The 18802-nt window shown below is 47.0% G+C and carries 12 protein-coding genes; 11 read left to right on the top strand and 1 reads right to left on the bottom strand.

Features of this window, described 5'->3' with window-relative positions; translation table 11 throughout:
- Positions 1–52: 52 nt before the first annotated feature.
- Positions 53–4519, bottom strand: a complete 4467-nt coding sequence (locus tag FGT79_RS08125; RefSeq protein WP_171056124.1) for an S-layer homology domain-containing protein — start codon at positions 4517–4519, stop codon at positions 53–55.
- Between the two features lie 389 nt (positions 4520–4908).
- Between FGT79_RS08125 and cyoE the strand changes: the two genes are divergently transcribed.
- The 11 genes from cyoE (at position 4909) to FGT79_RS08070 (ending at position 18799) form a co-directional block, all read left to right on the top strand.
- On the top strand, positions 4909–5829 hold the full coding sequence (cyoE, locus tag FGT79_RS08120) for a heme o synthase (protein ID WP_138752191.1): 921 nt from the start codon (positions 4909–4911) through the stop codon (positions 5827–5829).
- 46 nt (positions 5830–5875) lie between these two features.
- Complete coding sequence (locus FGT79_RS08115) at positions 5876–6598, top strand: metallophosphoesterase (RefSeq protein WP_138752190.1); 723 nt, start codon at positions 5876–5878, stop codon at positions 6596–6598.
- A 209-nt stretch (positions 6599–6807) separates the two neighbouring features.
- Positions 6808–7800: a DUF3137 domain-containing protein gene (locus tag FGT79_RS08110; RefSeq protein WP_138752189.1), complete on the top strand. Its 993-nt coding sequence runs from the start codon at positions 6808–6810 to the stop codon at positions 7798–7800.
- A gap of 108 nt (positions 7801–7908) precedes the next feature.
- Positions 7909–9072, top strand: coding sequence for a DUF4317 domain-containing protein (locus FGT79_RS08105; RefSeq protein ID WP_138752188.1), 1164 nt, complete (start codon positions 7909–7911; stop codon positions 9070–9072).
- Positions 9073–9130: 58 nt separating this feature from the next.
- On the top strand, positions 9131–9691 hold the full coding sequence (locus FGT79_RS08100) for a DUF4256 domain-containing protein (protein ID WP_138752187.1): 561 nt from the start codon (positions 9131–9133) through the stop codon (positions 9689–9691).
- 303 nt (positions 9692–9994) lie between these two features.
- Positions 9995–11953, top strand: coding sequence for a glycoside hydrolase family 127 protein (locus tag FGT79_RS08095; protein ID WP_138752186.1), 1959 nt, complete (start codon positions 9995–9997; stop codon positions 11951–11953).
- Between the two features lie 43 nt (positions 11954–11996).
- A complete protein-coding gene (locus FGT79_RS08090) occupies positions 11997–13808 on the top strand; it encodes a cache domain-containing sensor histidine kinase (RefSeq protein ID WP_138752185.1) in 1812 nt (603 codons plus the stop codon).
- A gap of 11 nt (positions 13809–13819) precedes the next feature.
- A complete protein-coding gene (locus FGT79_RS08085; RefSeq protein ID WP_138752184.1) occupies positions 13820–15394 on the top strand; it encodes a response regulator in 1575 nt (524 codons plus the stop codon).
- A 147-nt stretch (positions 15395–15541) separates the two neighbouring features.
- On the top strand, positions 15542–16948 hold the full coding sequence (locus FGT79_RS08080) for an ABC transporter substrate-binding protein (protein WP_246096211.1): 1407 nt from the start codon (positions 15542–15544) through the stop codon (positions 16946–16948).
- A 103-nt stretch (positions 16949–17051) separates the two neighbouring features.
- Positions 17052–17954: a carbohydrate ABC transporter permease gene (locus FGT79_RS08075; protein WP_138752183.1), complete on the top strand. Its 903-nt coding sequence runs from the start codon at positions 17052–17054 to the stop codon at positions 17952–17954.
- Positions 17955–18013: 59 nt separating this feature from the next.
- The gene (locus FGT79_RS08070) at positions 18014–18799 is read left to right on the top strand and encodes a carbohydrate ABC transporter permease (protein ID WP_246096334.1); all 786 of its coding nucleotides are present in this window, start codon (positions 18014–18016) and stop codon (positions 18797–18799) included.
- Positions 18800–18802 lie beyond the last annotated feature (3 nt).

Raw genomic sequence — 18802 nt, 5'->3', positions numbered from 1 at the left:
GGGTGTCCTGTCGTCATTTCCGATGACTACTGGGGCACCCTTGCTTGTTGGCTTAAATCAAATGAGAGCGTTGAAGGAGACGTTCGATAAGCACTGCTGTCTCTGCACGTGTAATGAAGCCTTTTGGTGCAAGAATGGTAGCTGATCTTCCCGTAATAAGGCCTGCTTCTAAACTGTCAATAAAGCTAGTTTTTGCCCATGTGGAGATCTCTCCTTGATCAATAAACGGCTGAAGCACTTCACTGTCATTTGCAGCAGGTGATTTCGGTTTCAGTCCTGTTAAAGTCATTGCCTTACTCATCATTATCATAGCTTGCTCGCGAGTCACTAGCTCATTCGGACGGAAGGAGCTGTCTGAAAAGCCGCTTATTAACGAATACTCGTGAGCGCTTTGAACGACTGTGCTGAACCAATCGGTTACATCAACGTCCGTAAAGACAGGTGTCTCACTTAATTGCTTTATCCCCAGTGCTCGCACCAACAATGCAACAAATTCCGCGCGTGTAATGCTCAGATTTGGATAATACTGATTGGCACCATCACCATTCATAATCATTCGTGCACCCATATTGTTAATGGATTCTTTCGCCCAATGCTTCTCAGTATCTGCAAACGCGACTGGACTCGAAACAAGAACGTAGGTACTGTTGGTTAAGCTATTCATGATTGCAAAGAGCTTTCCGTTAATGGTAACTAACTTCGTTGGGATATGGCGAACCGTTCCGTTCTTTTCTACAACGACTCCTGTGGAAATTTGTTTCGGATCAATCTCATCGGGAATTAGGAATGAGCGTTCCACATATTGATTAAACGTTGAAATTTCCTCTGTATGATCTCCGTATGAAGCGAAAACATTGAAATCGAGTGGAGGAGCGAGCAGCTTAAATGCACCGTTCTTTGCTGCATGCTCAACCATATGGATCATATCCGTTGAAGGCACTGCGATCTCTAGCCTCACTATAATGTCTTGTGGAGCAGTGTCTTTATTGAATCGAGCTAAAATATTGTCTATATTGATTCGTATCGCAGGCAGAGTAAATGCAGCATGTTCGGTCCGAATCTCTATAATCGCCTGTTTTTGTTCCATTTGCTTAACGAGTTGTGCGCTTAATTGACCGGCAATGACAGCACTGTCGCTAATTACGGGTATCGAGAAAGTGATGCCAGCTTCTCCTGCGTTAAGTTGCTCAGATATGACCTCTTCATTCAAAACGATTGTGGTCATTTGTTTCCCGTTAATCGTATCAGTCGTCGCCATTCCGGCGTTAATCGTATTTCCGTTGATCATGACGGCTGCAGCTTCCATGTGGGAATTAGTGTGAGGTGATGAGGTATTGTTATTCCCTCCACCATGATTTGGCGATGGCCCTTCCGGTGTTAACCCGCTTACGTCCAAAACAAGAATGGTTTCGGATGCACCCGTCATATAATCTTCCGATAGAGCGACACCATTTTCTATGCTGCCATTTTCATAGTTAAAGAGATCTGCAACTTGCTTTTTGGCATTGTCATTCAAAGAAATGGTCATTGTATTCCAAGTAATATGGACGTTTGCTACCATGGAGGCGTCAAGAACCAAGCTGTTGTTTGACCCTTTAAAAATCATCTTGCTCCAATTTAGTGCGGAAAAATCATAATTTTTGCCTGAAAGCGTTAAATGACCTGCTAAACCATCATAGGCTGCCGTTCTAGTCTCTGGAACACGTTCTACGTTGTACAATTTAATACCTGATTTTTTGGCTTCTCCTTTCTGAACACCTTCTCCTAAACCATTAATAATATGGTTAGTCCCGCCATTAGCGCCTAGAGAAACGATAGCAGCATGTTTCACTGTTGACCCATCGGGAACCTCCATTGCATTTTCGAGTTCAACCCATTCCGGATTTTTGACGAAAACATCATAAATACCTAGCGCTACCGCATAATGAGATTTCACATGATCAGACACTTTATAGGATGCATATCCTTTGACTGTGCCGTTATGGCTCATATAATCGGCTTGGGATGGCGGATCATAAGGGATTTCACTCTGATAGAAAAATGTTTTTCCATTCTCACCGTTCCACACTGTTTGGTATTCCTGAAAGTGTTCTACAAACAGCCCGTAGATCGTTACGTCGTCTCCATTAACGATAACGCCATTTTTTGCAACGTTCTTTGTCCAACCTGTACTGTTTGCATGCATCCCATGATCGGCACGCCATAGCCAGAAGTGGTCTCCAATAACATCATTGCTGTTGATTTCCACGGAAACCTCCGCTTTGCCATCAACGGCTCCTCCAATACGGGTGAATACATCTGCCAAAAGTGTTGGATTCGAGCTGTGGTCAGCAGATGAGCCTTCAGGTCCCACTTGTAGTAAATGCTCGGAACCAGCTTCACCGGCATCAATTAATAGGCCAGCAACAGTGACGCCGCCTACATCCGCAATTTGCATGGCATCGTTCCCGCTTGTAGGAATAATTGTCGTCATTCCAATTCCCAAAACAACGGTATTAGCACGGTTTACTTTAATCGGTTTATCGATCTTGTATATTCCAGGTGTCAGGAGCAAATGCTTGCCTTGATCTAACGCAGCATTGATTGTATCGGCTGTATCAACGGCTGCCCTTGCTACATAGAAGTCATTAATGGATATTGAAATACCTGCGCCGGGGTTTCCATCTGACCAAGATACACCACTTGTGTTTTCCCTTATGCTTGGAACGAATACATCGTATTCACCGCTGATTTGATTCATATAAAGGAAAGGCTTTTCTCTTACGATCGGCGTTTGATCCTCGACGGTGTAAGACGCATAAGAAGTCGTATGCCAGTCGGTTGATTCAGGAGGTGCATGATCCACGCCGACAAACAGCATATTCCAAACCCCTCCAAACCAGCTGGAGGTGAAGGTGTTATTTCGCAGGAAATATTGTTGCTGGGAATATGAACCGGTCTGACCAGTAACGAAGCTGTCTGCCAAGAAGCCTCCGCTAGCATGCTTTTGATTATCGTCAAATTGTAATTTTCCGTTCACATAAAGCCTTCTGGCGGGTGCCGCCTGTGATGCTGCCCACATCACTTCGCTCTCAGGATCTCCAGCATCCATTCCGATATTTTCGACGGAACGCCAAAAATTCGTCAATGAATTGTATTCGGAAGCAGCTACCTGTATCTTCGGAACGATGGTCTCAAGTGGAGTAGCGCCTAAACCATAAACAGACGTATAATAGCCAACATCGATTGGATTAATGTTATAGTTTCCTGGCTTAAATAAGTAAGCATAACGATCGGTGCTAAATTCAGCCAAAGCCATCGGTTTCATCTTCTTAGCCGTTTCCGCTGTCATGCTGTTGATAATTGCGTGATCGTCTGTTGGGCTGTAGATGGTCATTGTATCCCCGAATAGTTTTCCTTCCAAGGAGACATCCTCAGAAAAGTCTGACCTATCGCCATTTTCTTTCACAAAGCGCACCTTGTAGTAGTAACGATATTTCTCACCAGTAACATCGTCGGTAAAAGTTGTAGTCTCTGTATGAGCATACAGCGAATAGCTGCTATATTTTCCTGTTGCTCGATAAATTTCGTAGCTGGAAGCATGCTCTTCCTCCGACCATGAAAGTGTAATGAGGCCATCGGCTTCGGCAATAGCCAATTCAGCCACAGCCAGCTTGGTTTTCATCGAAAGCACGCTGCTAAACTCCGATTCACCAATAGGGTTGATTGTTTTTACTTTATAGTAGTATGTTACATCTTGAAGTAATTCATTATCTTCGAAAGAGTAAGCACCTGTTGTAGAGCCTATTCTCACATATTCACCGTGTTCATTATCTGATCGGTATATATCGAAGCTTGAGTAATTGTTGTTCAAGGTCGACCATTTGAAAGAGAGAGAGTTCTCTTGGCGATCTACCTCAGTCATATCGATTGGTGCATTTGGCACTGTATTAAAATTCTCCTTAAATAGATGTATTTCAGAAACAGACCACGGTGCTGCGCCTGGCTCTTGATCAGCCCCGTCCGTCAAGGCTTGAAGCCAAATACTGCGTGCGGTTATCGTTTCTTCTAGTTCGACCGTAATCGTATCTCCCTCCATACTATAGTCTGTGTACTCTCCAATTGTTGTTTTCGCTTGAGGAACATCAGGCGGGGAAGACAAAGCCGTATTGGCATATTCCAGCTTGAATTTGTAAGGCATTTGTCCATTTTCTTTGGCTTTGAATTGTATTTTTTTGAATGATTCCTCCCGATCCAAACCAATCATGACTAGGTCTCCATGTGTATATACTTCTTCTGTCGTAAGTGGGGAGTTGCTGCCTTCAGATTGTAAATGCCCATTGACCAGTTTTTTTGTCTTATCTACATTCCAATCGAAATACCAACTACCCCAGACGAAATCTCCATAATAGACATCACCAGTAGCCATGCTGATTTCTTCGTATTCCGTTGCAGCCGTCACCGTTGTCAGACTTCCGAAGCTTGACAGCATCGATAAGCACAAACAAATGACCAAAGTTATCGAAATTCCCTTTTTCAAAAAAAATCCCCCTTCGTATTCGTTTTGTGTAACATATTTTCTTGGGTAACGACTCAAACTAAACCGAATTAAATGACTCATTACGTTTTAGAAGCACGGGCCAACTTCATTGTATCCGCTTTCAAATGGCCGATATAGGTCCTATATTTTAGGTGTGGTGTTGGTATTTAAGATGTTGCTAAGTGATTGAGGAATCTTGTGAGAAACGGAGTCTATTTATCGTTCCGATTGGGACATACTCTCAAGCGTAAAGGGACTCACAACTGAAATATTCACAAAAGAGACATAGTTTTTTGACAGTATGATGAGGGTTCGTTGAGGAATCGTACATAAACGACAGGGTATGGTAACCTATAGAAGTGAAATTACCGAGAGGAAGTGTCACTGTCATGCAATACCAAAGCAATACGATAAGTATCGAGCGCGTTCCGATCTCCATCACAAAGGTACTTTTCGAAACGATAAAGATAGGCATTATTAAATCAAACCTCATCGCGATGATCGCTGGGGTGAGCATGGCGATGTTCATTCATGACCTATCGTTTTTTGACAAAATGGGTCATATCTTGTTGGTGTTAATCGGATCTGCTCTAGTAATCGGAGCAGCCGGCGTCTTCAATAATTTATATGACCGCGATATCGACAGCATTATGGAACGGACGAAGAATAGACCAACGGTATCTGGAATTGTTGATACTAGGAGCGGGCTATTCATGGGGATTTGGATCGCACTCGGCGGTCTATTCGCCCTATATATGGCTTCTCCGCTATCTGCGTTCCTCGGATTTCTAGGGCTTTTTCTTTATGTCGTGCCTTATACGATGTGGACGAAACGTAGAACCATATACAACACGGAAGTAGGAAGCTTGTCAGGTGCGATGCCTCCGCTAATCGGTTGGGCCGCCATATCACCTGATATTTGGCATTCAGGTGCCATTGCCTTGTTCTTATTAATGGTTATTTGGCAAATGCCACATTTTTACGCGATCGGGATTCGCCGCATGGAGGAATACCGGGCGGCTAACATTCCGATGCTGCCGGTCGTCAAGGGTATTCGGAGAACGTACTTGCAGATGAACGTGTACTTGGTTGCCTTGATCCTATGCAGCTTCTTGTTTTGGTCCTTCAATCCTTATATCGCTGTCGCGAATGCACTCCTCAGTTTGGGATGGCTCGTTCTGAGCATGGTCGGATACCGTCAGAAGAAGGAAGATAAATGGGCTCGTTCGATGTTTATTTTCTCGCTGAATCACATTACGGTTCTGATGTTGATGATCATCATTTACTCAATCGGTGCTCCCTTGTTATAATGGAATAGTTGTCTCTCATAAGTAATCAGGAGGTCCATGTATTAGGATGAGGAGAACTATTGTTATTTCAGATATTCATGGCTATTATCAGACTTTCATTGCATTGCTGGACAAGGTTCAGTACAACGCGATTCAAGATCGGCTTGTATTGCTTGGCGACTATGTCGATGGAGGACCTTCGTCAATGAAGGTTGTACAGCATGTAAGAGGATTGGCTAAATTAAGCGGGGTAAGCGCAATTGGCGGAAACCATGACGATATGTTTCTGAATTGGCTGGATGATCGAGATTACATCCTTTCTCCATATACCTCAGCCCGTAATGGAGGCATGCAAACGATTCGTTCCTTCTGTCCGTGGTATGAGGATGAGTCGGATGATGAGAAGGCACGAAGTTTTATCAAGCAGAAGTACGCCACTGACATTCATTTCCTTCGGAATTTAAAGTATTTCGTGGAAGACCAACACCATATTTATGTGCATGCTGGTATTGATCCGCAATTATCACATTGGCGCTATACTTCAATTAAGGATTTTCGTTGGATTAGAGGGAAGTTCCACGCTCATGATGGCATATTGCCGATCTTTAAAAAGATTGTGTTCGGGCACGAGGTATCCGCTAGACTTCATAAATCGATGGTATTTGAGCCGTGGTTCGGGAAACAAATGATCGGTATAGATGGCGGAATTAAGTTCGGCTATCAGCTAAATGCTCTGATCATTAGCGATCAACAGGCATATACTTTTGCAAGCATAGAGTGCAAGGACTGAGTTGTTAAGGCAACAAGTTCGATTCGGAAACGCCACTTTGTTGAAGGTGGCGTTTTTGGCATGAGTGCAGCAGCTGAAAGGTATTAAAAATGTCAGGCATGTAATCATGTGGATTTACTGTGACAATGGAAGAAATGAACATATGCTCTCTAATAAAAAACGGAAAAAGCCGATATAACTAAAAAAATGGGTAAAGGAGAAATGGGTTCATGCTTCCCACTTATGAAAAAGTAATGACTGATATCAACCTTCCTTATGATGAGCTGAGGTACATTAAAGCAGAAACGAACCAAAAGCTGCTTAAGGCAGCTGCTGTATTTTTGATTTTTACGATTATTTTAATGGTTACTTTTCAAACTGTGGAATATTCTCTTCTAACGATTTTTATGATCGGTGTATGGATAATCTCCTTATGGTATAGCATTCGTGTTTTCCGCAAAGGGCGGGCCGTCTACAATGCGGAGCTAAAGCAAGCAGCAATAGGAGCCTTAGCAAATAACATGCTCAAGTTTGCGAAGCTGCCAAATGAAACAGAAAAGTATGAAAAGTACTGCCATTATGTACATAATGCACGCATTAGCGATGAATGGATTGATGCGAGTGAGCTGTTCGTTTTTGGAAAAAAGCATACTACCGGAGAGGATTATTTTGAAGGGAAATATGGCTTAACCGAATTTCATATGTCTGAATTGAAAATGACAATAGATGAGGTCTCCGATTCGGATGGTTATAAAACTACTGCTTTTAAGGGTGTATTATTTATAGCTGATTTCAAAAGAGACTTCGAGGGCCTAACGGTAATAGAGACGAATTTCATGAAGTCCAACAGTACAGTGGGTAGCTTTGTTGCAAAGAAGCTTCAAAAGGCGGCTTCGACAACTAGCAAAAGAGCGAAGGCTATTGCGATTGAGCATGCTGAATTTAGTCACTATTTTACTGTTCGTACAGATAACGAAGCAGAAGCACACTCTATTCTAAGCCCATCATTTATGTCTCAGCTGCTTGATTTCTGCAAGAGACATACAAGCCCGATGATGATCTCCTTCCATCATTCTTCTATGTTTGTTGCGGTATGGTCACATAAAAACTTTATTGACAGCGGCATTAAGAAAAAGCAAGGTGAGTATGATCTGCGGAGTGTGTACGATCAGATGGCTGTTTTTTTCCATATGATCGAGGATCTTGATCTGAATAATAGATGAGTAATGGAGAGCAAGGCTCAAGCGAAAGAGTGCTGCCGTTACAAATTTCTTATACAATCGTTTATACTGGTAAGGCGATATCAACATATAGGAGTTGTCTGACGGAACATGATAAAGAAAGAACTTGCACATATTCGCAAACAATTTAAGCTGGATAATGATCTGCTCAGCCTATTCGACATTCTTAATGTGTACATCATGAAAGAAAGCAATGAAGTCTATCATTACGAGCGTCAGCCTTTTGTCCTGTTGGATAGAGAGAAGCAGGAGCTGTACATGAGCAATTTCAAGAAACTACTGACAGGCGAATTGGATCAGAAGTTATTCGAGTTAAAGTTTATGGCTGAGGCTGAGGACCCTTCGCAGGTGCTCCTCCATCAAGCATTGGTAACCGGCAATTCGGAAGAATGGAATGATCTGATGATGCTGATGGTGGAGAAAATGTTGGCGGATACGAAGTATGAACGGGATACGGTAGTTACGTTCGTCCGCGGACAATATTTTCGGCCAACCAAAGAAAAGAATGAAGAGTCCGGGGGGAGCGAGAAGGACGAGCTGTTCGTAAATCCGTTCATTCTGTGCAGTGTGAATGCTACAGAGCAGCAACGGAATATCCTCATGTTCGATTATGTTGAGCGGGAGTTCAAGTATAACGTTTTCGTTGATCCGATCATTAAATTAAATGCTCCGGAGCAAGGGTTTTTCTACCCTAGCGTGACGGACAATTATTCTGACGTGAATCGCATTATGTATTGTGCGGGGAAATCAAATGAACCGAATCCGTATTTTATTGAGCAGGTCTTGAATGCCGAGATATCAGTGACGGCGCAGGAAGAACGAGCTATTTTTGAGGAAATTGTAAAGGAAGTGGCAGGAGAACAGCTTGATGCCGCAACGCTCGCGCAGGTGTATGAGGAAATTCACCAGATCATCGTAACGGGTGAGGAGGAGGATCCCCCTAAGTTAGACTATAAGGATGTGGAACTTATGCTGACTGCAAGCGGCGTCGAGAATGTGACCACAGAAAAGGTGGAACGTGCGTTCCAGACGGTTGTCGATGACAAAAATTATGAGCTCAAAGCGAGCAGCGTCATTCCGAAATTCACTTCAAAGTCGATTAAGATCGATACGAAGGTAGCTGCGATTTCCGTGAGTCCTCAAGATTTAAAGTATGTGAAACAGGTTAATTATAGAGGTAAACGATGCATCTTAATCGAAGTTGACGAAGACGTGGTCATTGAAGGATTTACACTTAGTACGGAGACATTGTAAGCTCATCAGCGGCACCGAATAGAGAGGGGTCAAGCGTATTATTATAGAAGGAACGAACATGACAAAAAAGGAACTGGCACCTGAGCAAGCTGAAGGGCTGCTTCAAACATTAAAAGGCCGATTTGAGAAAAATACAAACCGCCATGAAGACCTGCTATGGGCCGATATTCAAGTAAAGCTCGAAGCTAATATTGAAAAATTGTGGTCGCTCAATGAAATGGAAAAAACCGGAGGCGAGCCGGATGTTGTTGGTTATGATAAGCAGAGGGATGAGTATATTTTTATTGACTGCTCAGCTGAAAGCCCTAAAGGCCGCAGAAGTGTTTGTTATGACCATACAGCGCTGGAATCAAGGAAAGAGCATAAACCAGCCAATAGCGCTGTGAATATGGCTAATGACATGGGTATTGAGCTATTAACAGAAGAACAATATCGGAAGCTGCAGGAATTCGGAAATTTCGATTCGAAAACTTCGAGCTGGGTGATAACAACTGCTGATATTAGGAAACGTGGCGGAGCCCTCTTTTGTGATCGCCGCTACGACACTGTCTTCGTGTACCACAATGGCGCAGAGTCCTACTATGCGGCGAGAGGCTTTCGTGGCTTGCTAAGGGTTTAATGTAATAAATGACATGTTGATTATACACAAATTAAAATCAGTTAATCGGCCTTCGTCCTGCATGCAATGGGACGGAGGCCGTTTATTTTGCTTGTAATTATTTGTTATAGTTGTGTCTCCTTGCATACGAGTCAATCAATTGATTATGCAAATCGAGGATTGCGCTCAAATAAGCCTTCTTGCTCAAACGTATAATAGTCGGTTTTATCTACCAATTGTATTGTTTTGACGGACTGACAGCGCTCTCTCCGCATGTTAATTTGAAAGAGTCAGCCATTCCATGTACGGCGGGGGGATAAACCAATGAGAAAAATGAATCCGGTAGCGGTTTCGAAAGCGACTATTGAAGATCGCTTCTGGAGTCCTAGACAGGAGCAGGTGAGGGACGTTGTCGTGCCTTATCAATGGGAAGCGCTTAATGATTGGATTGAAGGGGCAGAGAAAAGCGGTACAATCGCTAATTTTCGTGCTGCTGCGGAAGGCAGAATTGGCGGACATCACGGCTTTGTGTTTCAGGACAGCGATTTGGCGAAATGGTTGGAGACGGTCGGCTTCGTGCTGCAGCAGAAGCGTGATGAGGGGCTGGAGAAGCTCGCGGACGAAGCCATCGAGCTGATCGCAAGCGCACAGATGGATAATGGCTACATTGGCACGTATTATCAGCTCCAGAAGCCTGGAGAGCAATGGGAGAACGTTAGGGACGATCATGAAATGTATAATGCGGGACACTTCTTGGAGGCCGCGGTCGCCTATTACGAAGCGACGGGCAATCGAAGAATACTCGAAATTATGTGTAAATTTGCAGATCATATTGTCTCGACTTTCGGAGCTCAGGAAGGGCAGTTGCCGGGCTACTGTGGTCATCCGGAAATCGAGCTTGCACTAGTTAAGCTGTATAAGCTGACCGGTAATAAGTTATATTTGGAGACGTCACGGTTTTTCGTCGAGGAGCGGGGACGGGAGCCCAAATATTTCGATGTTGAGCTTGCGAAGAGGCTCGCCGCCGGGCGCAAGGAACGTGTTGATCGCAGACCGATGGACTATTTTCAATCGCATGCACCGATTCGCGAACAGGAGACGGCGGACGGACACGCTGTGCGCGCTGTGTATTTATTTGCTGGAGCAACCGACATCGCTGACGAATATGGCGACGAATCGCTGTTAACTGCGGTCAAGTCGCTGTGGGATAATGTCGTGCAGCGCAGAATGTACGTGACGGGAGGCATAGGCTCCTCCGATTATTATGAAGCATTCTCGTTCGATTATGATTTGCCGAATGATCGCGCATATGCCGAAACCTGCGCCGCGATTGGTTTCCTAAATTGGGGACAGCGCCTGCTTCAGATCGAGGCGGATTCGCGCTACGCCGACGTAATCGAACGGGTGTTGTACAACGGCTTACTAAGCGGCATTTCGCTGGACGGACGAAGCTACTTTTACGTTAATCCGCTAGAGGTTTGGCCCGTCGTCAGCGGTCGAAGGGACGATATTCCAAGCGCGAGAACGCGCAGGCAGCCTTGGTTCGGCTGCGCGTGCTGCCCGCCGAATATTGCCAGATTCATTGCTTCCTTGAGTAGTTATATCTACTCGGTGAATGAGAATGAGCTGTACGTGCATCAGTATATTGGCAGTCGCACTGAGCAGACGTTCAAGGGCGACAAAATCACCATTAGCCAACAAACGGACTATCCTTGGACAGGAAATGTCGTGCTTGAGATGTCCGGCGGTACGGCGGAATTCGCGCTTGCGCTTCGTCTACCTTCATGGTCCAAGCGTACGATTATACGCTTGAACGGCGCCGAGCTTGAAGCTTCTGGCATTATAGAGAAAGGCTATGCCAAAATCCACCGGGTATGGAACGAAGGTGACATCGTCGAGCTGGAGCTGGACATGAGCGTTGCCCTGGTGAGGCCGCATCCCGAGCTTAGGGAAGCCAGCGGTAAAACGGCCGTTCAACGAGGCCCTGTCATTTATTGCTTGGAGGAAGTGGACAATGGCGCCAATCTTCGAGATTTGCAGCTTTCCGCTAGCGCGGCATTCGATGGGTCGTTCGTGCAGGGTCTGTTGGGAGGCGTTTATGTCATCGAGTCGAAGGATGCTTGGCGAACAGCTTATGACGAGGTGTCCTCCGATTTGTATACAACAAAACGTTATGCCAAGCATCGCACGAAAGCTACGTTTGTGCCGTATTATGCTTGGGCCAATCGCGACGAAGGAGAAATGACGGTTTGGATACGAGAGCGAGAGCACGATTACGAATAAAAGTCCTTCAAATCGAATGGAACGAATGGAAGGCGGACATTGAATGAAAATAAGGCGAGGAAACGTTTGGACAATCCGTACGATACGCGGTAAATTTCTCATGCTTACCTTGCTGCTTACGGTCGTGCCGATGTTCGTCCTTACCTTTACTTTCCACCGCATAGCCGTGCACTCTCTCGTCGGCAAGGCGGAGGAGCGTGCCACGCAATCGAGGCAAATGAGCGAGAGCTTCTTGAACCGCACAATTGCCGACCTACACGATTTGACTAACGCTATTCTAGGCAACCCCGAAGTACAAGCGATCTTGCAACTACGCCCGAAGGATGATTACGAATTTCTTCGCAACGTGGATCGGGTGAATAAAATCATTCGAGCGCAAACGCAGACGAAATCCTACATTATATCCACACTTATCTATGCCCCCGGAGGCGGCGAGCATCAGTCGTTCTATCAAGGAAACGATTCGATCCGTTTCGGGGGTCTCCCTACTGAGCTTGAAGCCCGCATTTACTATGATCAGCTGCGAAGCGACAATCGCATTATGTGGCACGACGGCTCTCCCTTTCATGGCACCCTAGACCCGTCAGATGATAATGAGCATCTGTACGTCGGCAAGCTGCTAAGGCAGACGGAAGGAAATTACGAAGACATTGGATTTCTAATGCTGGAAATCGAGAAGGTGCATTTTTTTAGCGGCATATCGGTATTGAATCCCAATGAGAAGGAACAATTCTGGATCGTAGACAGCGGAGGTAATCCGGTCTATCAAATGCCAGAGGACGCGATAGCTGATCATCGCGCCTTGCGTGAAGTCGCGGTAGAGGCGGAAGCCTCCCCGACAAAGGATAAAGGCTGGACGAGCTGGAATGGCAAACGGACGATGGTCTCTTATGCACCACTCGCGGCGAATCAATGGACACTGCTGCATTTGGCGGATGGAGATGCGTTGTTCAAGGATGCCAATCAGATCGGCAGATGGACAATTGAAACTTTTCTTGTGGTGCTGCTGATCGGCTGGATCGTTACTTATCGGATGAGTGATACGATCAGGCGTCCGCTTCGCAGGCTGCGCCGCTTGATGAGCACGACGAGTGGCATGGCTGTCGTTCTGCCGCCCTTCGATCCGTTGGACGAGGTTGGTCAAATTGGTGATCGATTCGAGCGAATGATGCAGGAAAACAAAGAGCTGAACGACAGAGTATATGAGGCGCTGCTGTCACGGAAGGAAGCGGAATTTCGGGCTCTGCAGGCGCAAATCAATCCCCATTTTCTATACAATACGTTGGAATCACTGAATGGGCTGGCGCTTGCGAACGGACAGAACGAGATGTCCGAGGTTATTGGAGCGCTCGGCAAATTTTTCAGAATAGCGCTTAGTCAGGGAAGCGAGGAAATTCGCGTCGCTAATGAAGCCGAACATGCTGGCGCGTATGTGCGCGTCCAGCAATTCCGCTTCAAGGACAAGTTGGAATGGATATCGGAGATTGATGAGAATATTTTGCACTGCCGCGTACCGAAGCTGATTTTCCAGCCTATTGTAGAGAATGCAATCTATCATGGCGCAAAGCGGAGAAAGGACATCGTTTACTTGATGCTGACAGGTGTACGGGAGAAGGAGCGTCTGCGCTTCTCGATCAGCGATGATGGGAACGGCATATCCGAGCAAAGGCTTGATGCAATTCGGCGAACACTGGACGGGCAGCTGGAAGAAGTTGATGCAATTGGATTCGGCCTAAGAAACGTTCATGAACGACTTCGACATTATGGCTCCGAATACGGCGTTCAAATCGCAAGCGAGCTCGGAAAATATACGACGGTTACTTTGTACGTTCCAATTCATGAGGAGCAGTCCTAGGAGGGGATACGATGCGTCGATTGTTGATCGTTGACGATGAACACCATATTCGTGAAGGCTTGAAGCATTTGATTGCGCAAATGGAGCTTCCTATTCATGTGGCGGGAGCTGCTGAAGATGGGGAAACGGCGATTCGCCTATATGAGGAGCTGAAGCCGGACATTGTGCTGCTTGATATTAACCTGCCTGATTTCAGCGGGCTGGATGTGGCACGCCGTATTCGGGCGATAGACGATGAGACTCAGCTGCTGTTTCTCACTGGCTATAATTCTATGGATTTCATTCGAGAGGCGATTACGCTCGAAACGGTCGATTATATGCTCAAACCAATTACGAAAGAAGAACTGGCGTCCGGCCTGCTTCGAGCGGAAGAACGACTGCTCAGACGCGGGCGTACAGACGAAAGCAGTGATGCAAGGCGGAGCCGGGAACTTCATCGCATGCAGGAATATGCAATGCTGGATTTGCTGCTGCAGCGGCGGTCGTGGGGAGACGCCGTTGAGGCGCTCCGTGCCGCCCGTTCACCGCTTGCGGAAGCAAAGCCGCCTTTCTCGGTGCTGTGCTGCGAGATGGATATTATTCCGACACGCCTGTCGACGGCCGATGATCGTCAGCTGTACGGTGTAGCATTCGCGAAGCTGTCAACGGAAGCAGCACAGAACTGTGCTGCAGCATATGGAGCAGCTGCCTCTCCAGATCGGATGCTCATCGTGCTGTCTGCCGCTGGCAAAGAGACGGTAATCGAGGCAGCCAAGAGCGTACGTGCCGCCGTTCAATCGTATATGGACATATCAATCACGATAGGCACGAGCCGGCTTGTACCAGAGCTCAAGCTGCTGCCAGAGGCCTACACAGAAGCTGTCCATGCTGCTGAGCACAAGGGCTGGATAGGTGATGGGCAGATCATTCCCTATGAGAGCGTGCAGATCGCGGCCACGAACAACCGAAGCTTGCTCGACAAGGAATTAATACTGTTAACCGAAATTCGTGCAGGGAACGATGGGGCGATTGCATCCATTCTGCAAGAATGGACGGCGCAGTTCGCCGGGCTGCCCTCGCGTCAAGTGAAACTTATGGCAACGCAGCTCGTGCTGTATGTCATGCGCGTCGTTCAGGACTTTCCGCTGCCGGATAGGAGCGGGCGTTTCTGCCGCGATCCGCTTCTCGAAATGTCTCGAATGACGACTGGGAGCGAGATCGTGGCTTTTATATCCGACTACTTCGAGAAGGTCGGGCAATGGATCCGTGAATCACGGGAATTTGCGGTTCCCAAAATGTTCGAGGATGCCCGTCATTGGATTCGCGAGCATCTGCACAAGGAGGCGAGTCTGAATGGGCTCGCAGACTATTTGCATCTAAGCCCAAAGTACGTCAGCTCACGCTTCAAACAGGTAACCGGCGAGTGCTTCGCTGATTTTCTAGCCCGTGTTCGTTTCGAGAGGGCTCGAGAGCTGCTGCTTGATCCAAGGCAGAAGGTGTCAGCGATTGCGGAAGCGGTCGGATACACGGATACGAATTATTTCAGCATCGCTTTCAAGAAAAATATGGGCCTGACGCCTTCGGAATTCCGCAAACGATATCTCTGATCAACAGAGATGTCGATTTTGTTTGTCAGGGGTAGAAACAATCGAACCAAAACAAAGAGGACATGGAGCAACCTTATATAGGCAGCCGCCGAAAAACCAGATAATAAATGCGTAAGATATATTTCCATATGGAGAGGGGATCCCTACATGATGGTCATAAGCAGACGAAAGTGGTTTTTCCTATTGTTAGCAGTTTTGCTTGCTGTACTTAGTGCATGCAGCTCAAACGGCGGCAACAACGAGGCGACGTCGTCGCCAAGCGATTCACAGACGCCGGCAGAAACGAGCGAAGCACCCAAGGAAACGGTCAAGCTGAAGTTCATGTACTGGGGCAGCACGGATGAGAAGAAGGCCATGGAACAGATGATCAAATCGTTCAATGAATCCCATCCGCATATCCAGGTAACGGGAGAGCATGTTCCGGGCGATTATAACACGAAGATGAATACGCTAATGGCGGCTAATGAGCTTCCGGACGTCGCCTATCTGGGTGACGGCTTGACGAACAAATGGGGAAGCGAAGGCAAACTGCTTGATTTCAGCCAATACTACGACAAATACCCTGAGCTGCAGAATAAGCTTAAGGCTTCCTATTTGTTCACGGAGCCGGGCAAAGCCGTTGCCAATTTTACTGCGCTCGAAATTATGGTTCTGTACTATAACAAAGACATTTTCGCGGAAGCAGGAGTTTCCCTCCCGCCTTCTGATCCAACACAGGCTTGGACATGGGATGAATTTGTCTCTGTTGCGAAGAAATTGACGAAGGACAATAAAGGACGGAATGCAGAGGATCCAAACTTTGACGCGAAAAACATCGATACCTACGGTTTCTCGTTCGGTACGGACCGCGGCACGTACGGCCCGCTGCTCGAGAGCAACGGCGGGGGCATTCTGGACGAATCGGGCAAAAACTATGCGCTTAACGAGCCGGAATCGGTCGAAGTGTTCCAGAAGCTGCAGGATTTGATCTACGTCCATCACGTCTCTCCGAACTTAATTCAGCAGCAGAACATGCCGGATAACCACGTTCGTCTGCAAACGCGCAAAGTCGCGATGGTGCTCGACGGAACGTGGGCGCTGCTCGACTTGACGAACAACAAGAAGCTGAACTATGGCATCGGCGTCTTGCCGAAGCTGAAGGAGCCTAAGACGGTCATTCTGGCAGGCACGACGGTCGTATTCAATTCCACTAAGCATCCTGCAGAAGCGCTGGAGTTTTATTTGTACCACAACAATCCGGATCAGGTAGATCTGTATAGAACAGGCCTCTGGATGCCGACGGAGGAGAAATATTATACGGAGGAAGCAGCCATTAAGCAGTGGACCGACAATCCGGCGCATCCGCCTGAGTTTCAGCAGGCAGGTATTGCATACACGAAGGGCTATGCTGTCAAATCCCCTTCAACCGCGATCAAAAACTGGCCGGAAATTAACAGCAAGCTTACGCCGGGACTCGATCTCATCTGGACGAACAAGAAGACCGCTCAAGAAGCGCTTGACGAGCTGAAGCCGCAGATTGAGCCCCTCATTCAAGGAGAATATCCGAACGAATAATCGTCAAGCGATCAGCGTACGAGGTGGAAAGCGGTGGCTGCCGCCGTTTTCCGTCCCTCTAATTGCTGCATCGTTCACTTATTCGGGAAGGAGGGAGCTAAGTATGAGTCGCAACAAATCTGGACTGCTCAAGATGGAACGGCGCTGGGGCATGCTGCTCGCGCTTCCGGTCACGCTCGGATTGCTTCTTTTCGCTATAGGACCGATCATTGCGTCTTTCGGCTTCAGCTTGACCGATTGGCAAATCGGCGGTCAATCCTCATTCGTCGGCTTGGACAACTACAAGACGATTGTAACGAATGATCCAGTATTTACGAAGTCGCTATTCGTAACGGTCTATTATGTGCTGGCGACGGTTCCAGTGGCCATTATCGCCGCATTCGGGCTGGCGATGCTCCTTAACCGCAAGGTAAAGGGCTTATCGATTTTCCGAACGATCTTTTTTTTACCTTCCATCGTCCCTCGAATTGCGAGCACGATGCTCTGGCTGTGGCTGTTCAACCCCGATTTTGGCTTGCTCAACTCCATGATTGAATTTGTAGGCTTGCCAGGCAGTCAGTGGATTTATGCCGAGGAAACGGCAATTCCATCGATTGCGCTTATGAGCGTGTGGGGCGTCGGCAATTATATGATTATTTTTCTAGCGGGACTGCAGTCTGTTCCGGCACATTTGTACGAGGCGGTCGAAGTGGACGGGGGAGGAGCATGGCGCAAGTTTTACCATGTTACGCTGCCTTCGATGACGCCGACGATTTTCTTCAACATGGTCATGATGCAGATTGGAGCTTTCCAAAGCTTTGACAGCGTATACGTCATGACACAGGGCGGGCCGAATAATGCGACCTTGCTCTATGTAGTCTATCTCTACCGCGTTGCCTTCACGGAAACGAAAATTGGCTATGCTTCAGCGTTGTCTTGGATATTGTTCATCATTATCGTTGTTCTGACGCTTATTACGTTCAAGACGTCACGCAAATGGGTGTATTACGAAGGGGGAGGAAAGTAGTGAGCCGAAGGAATCCCCGCATTATTACTTATGTGACGCTCATTGTGCTTAGTCTGTTGATGATTTTGCCGCTTATATGGCTGGTCAGAAGCTCCTTGATGGATAACGCGCAAATCTTTATTTTCCCGCCGGAGTGGGTGCCGAGTCCTTTCCGTTGGAGCAATTATCCGGAGGCGCTTACGGCCGTTCCGTTCAGCCGCTTCTTCCTGAACACAATGACGCTTGAATTGATTACAGTGAGCGGCGTTCTTGTGACAACGATTATCTCCGCCTATACGTTCGCAAGGCTAAGGTGGCCGGGCCGCAATATCGTGTTCGGTGTGCTGATGGCAACCGGCATGCTGCCTGGAGCTGCGACGCTGATTCCGATGTTCGTCCTATGGCGGGAAGTAGGAGCACTTGATTCGTTCGTTCCGCTTGCGCTTCCTGCCTGGTTCGGTGCAGGTGTATATACCGGTCAAGGCGTATTCGCGATATTTCTGATGCGTCAATTTTATATGTCCATCCCACGCGAGCTTGATGAGGCGGCCTATATGGATGGAGCAGGTCCCTTGACTGTGCTTTGGCGGGTCATCATTCCACTCTCCAAGCCTGCTCTGCTCGTCATAACTGTGTTTTCGTTCAATGACGTTTGGAATCAATTTCTAGAGCCTACCTTGTATCTCAGCTCGGAGTCTAACTTTACAATGGCGCTTGGTTTGGCTTCCTTCAAAGGGCTTTACAATGCGCAGTGGGGTTATTTGATGGCCGCATCGGCTACGATGGTCGCACCGATCATTCTGCTCTTCTTCCTTGCGCAGCGCTATTTTATCGAAGGCATTACGCTTACGGGCATTAAAGGCTAAGGG

It is taken from the genome of Paenibacillus sinopodophylli (assembly GCF_005930355.1).
GTDB classification, from domain to species: Bacteria; Bacillota; Bacilli; order Paenibacillales; family Paenibacillaceae; genus Pristimantibacillus; species Pristimantibacillus sinopodophylli.
Note: the sequence above shows the minus strand (reverse complement) of the source record. Positions and strands in the feature narration are given on the sequence as shown.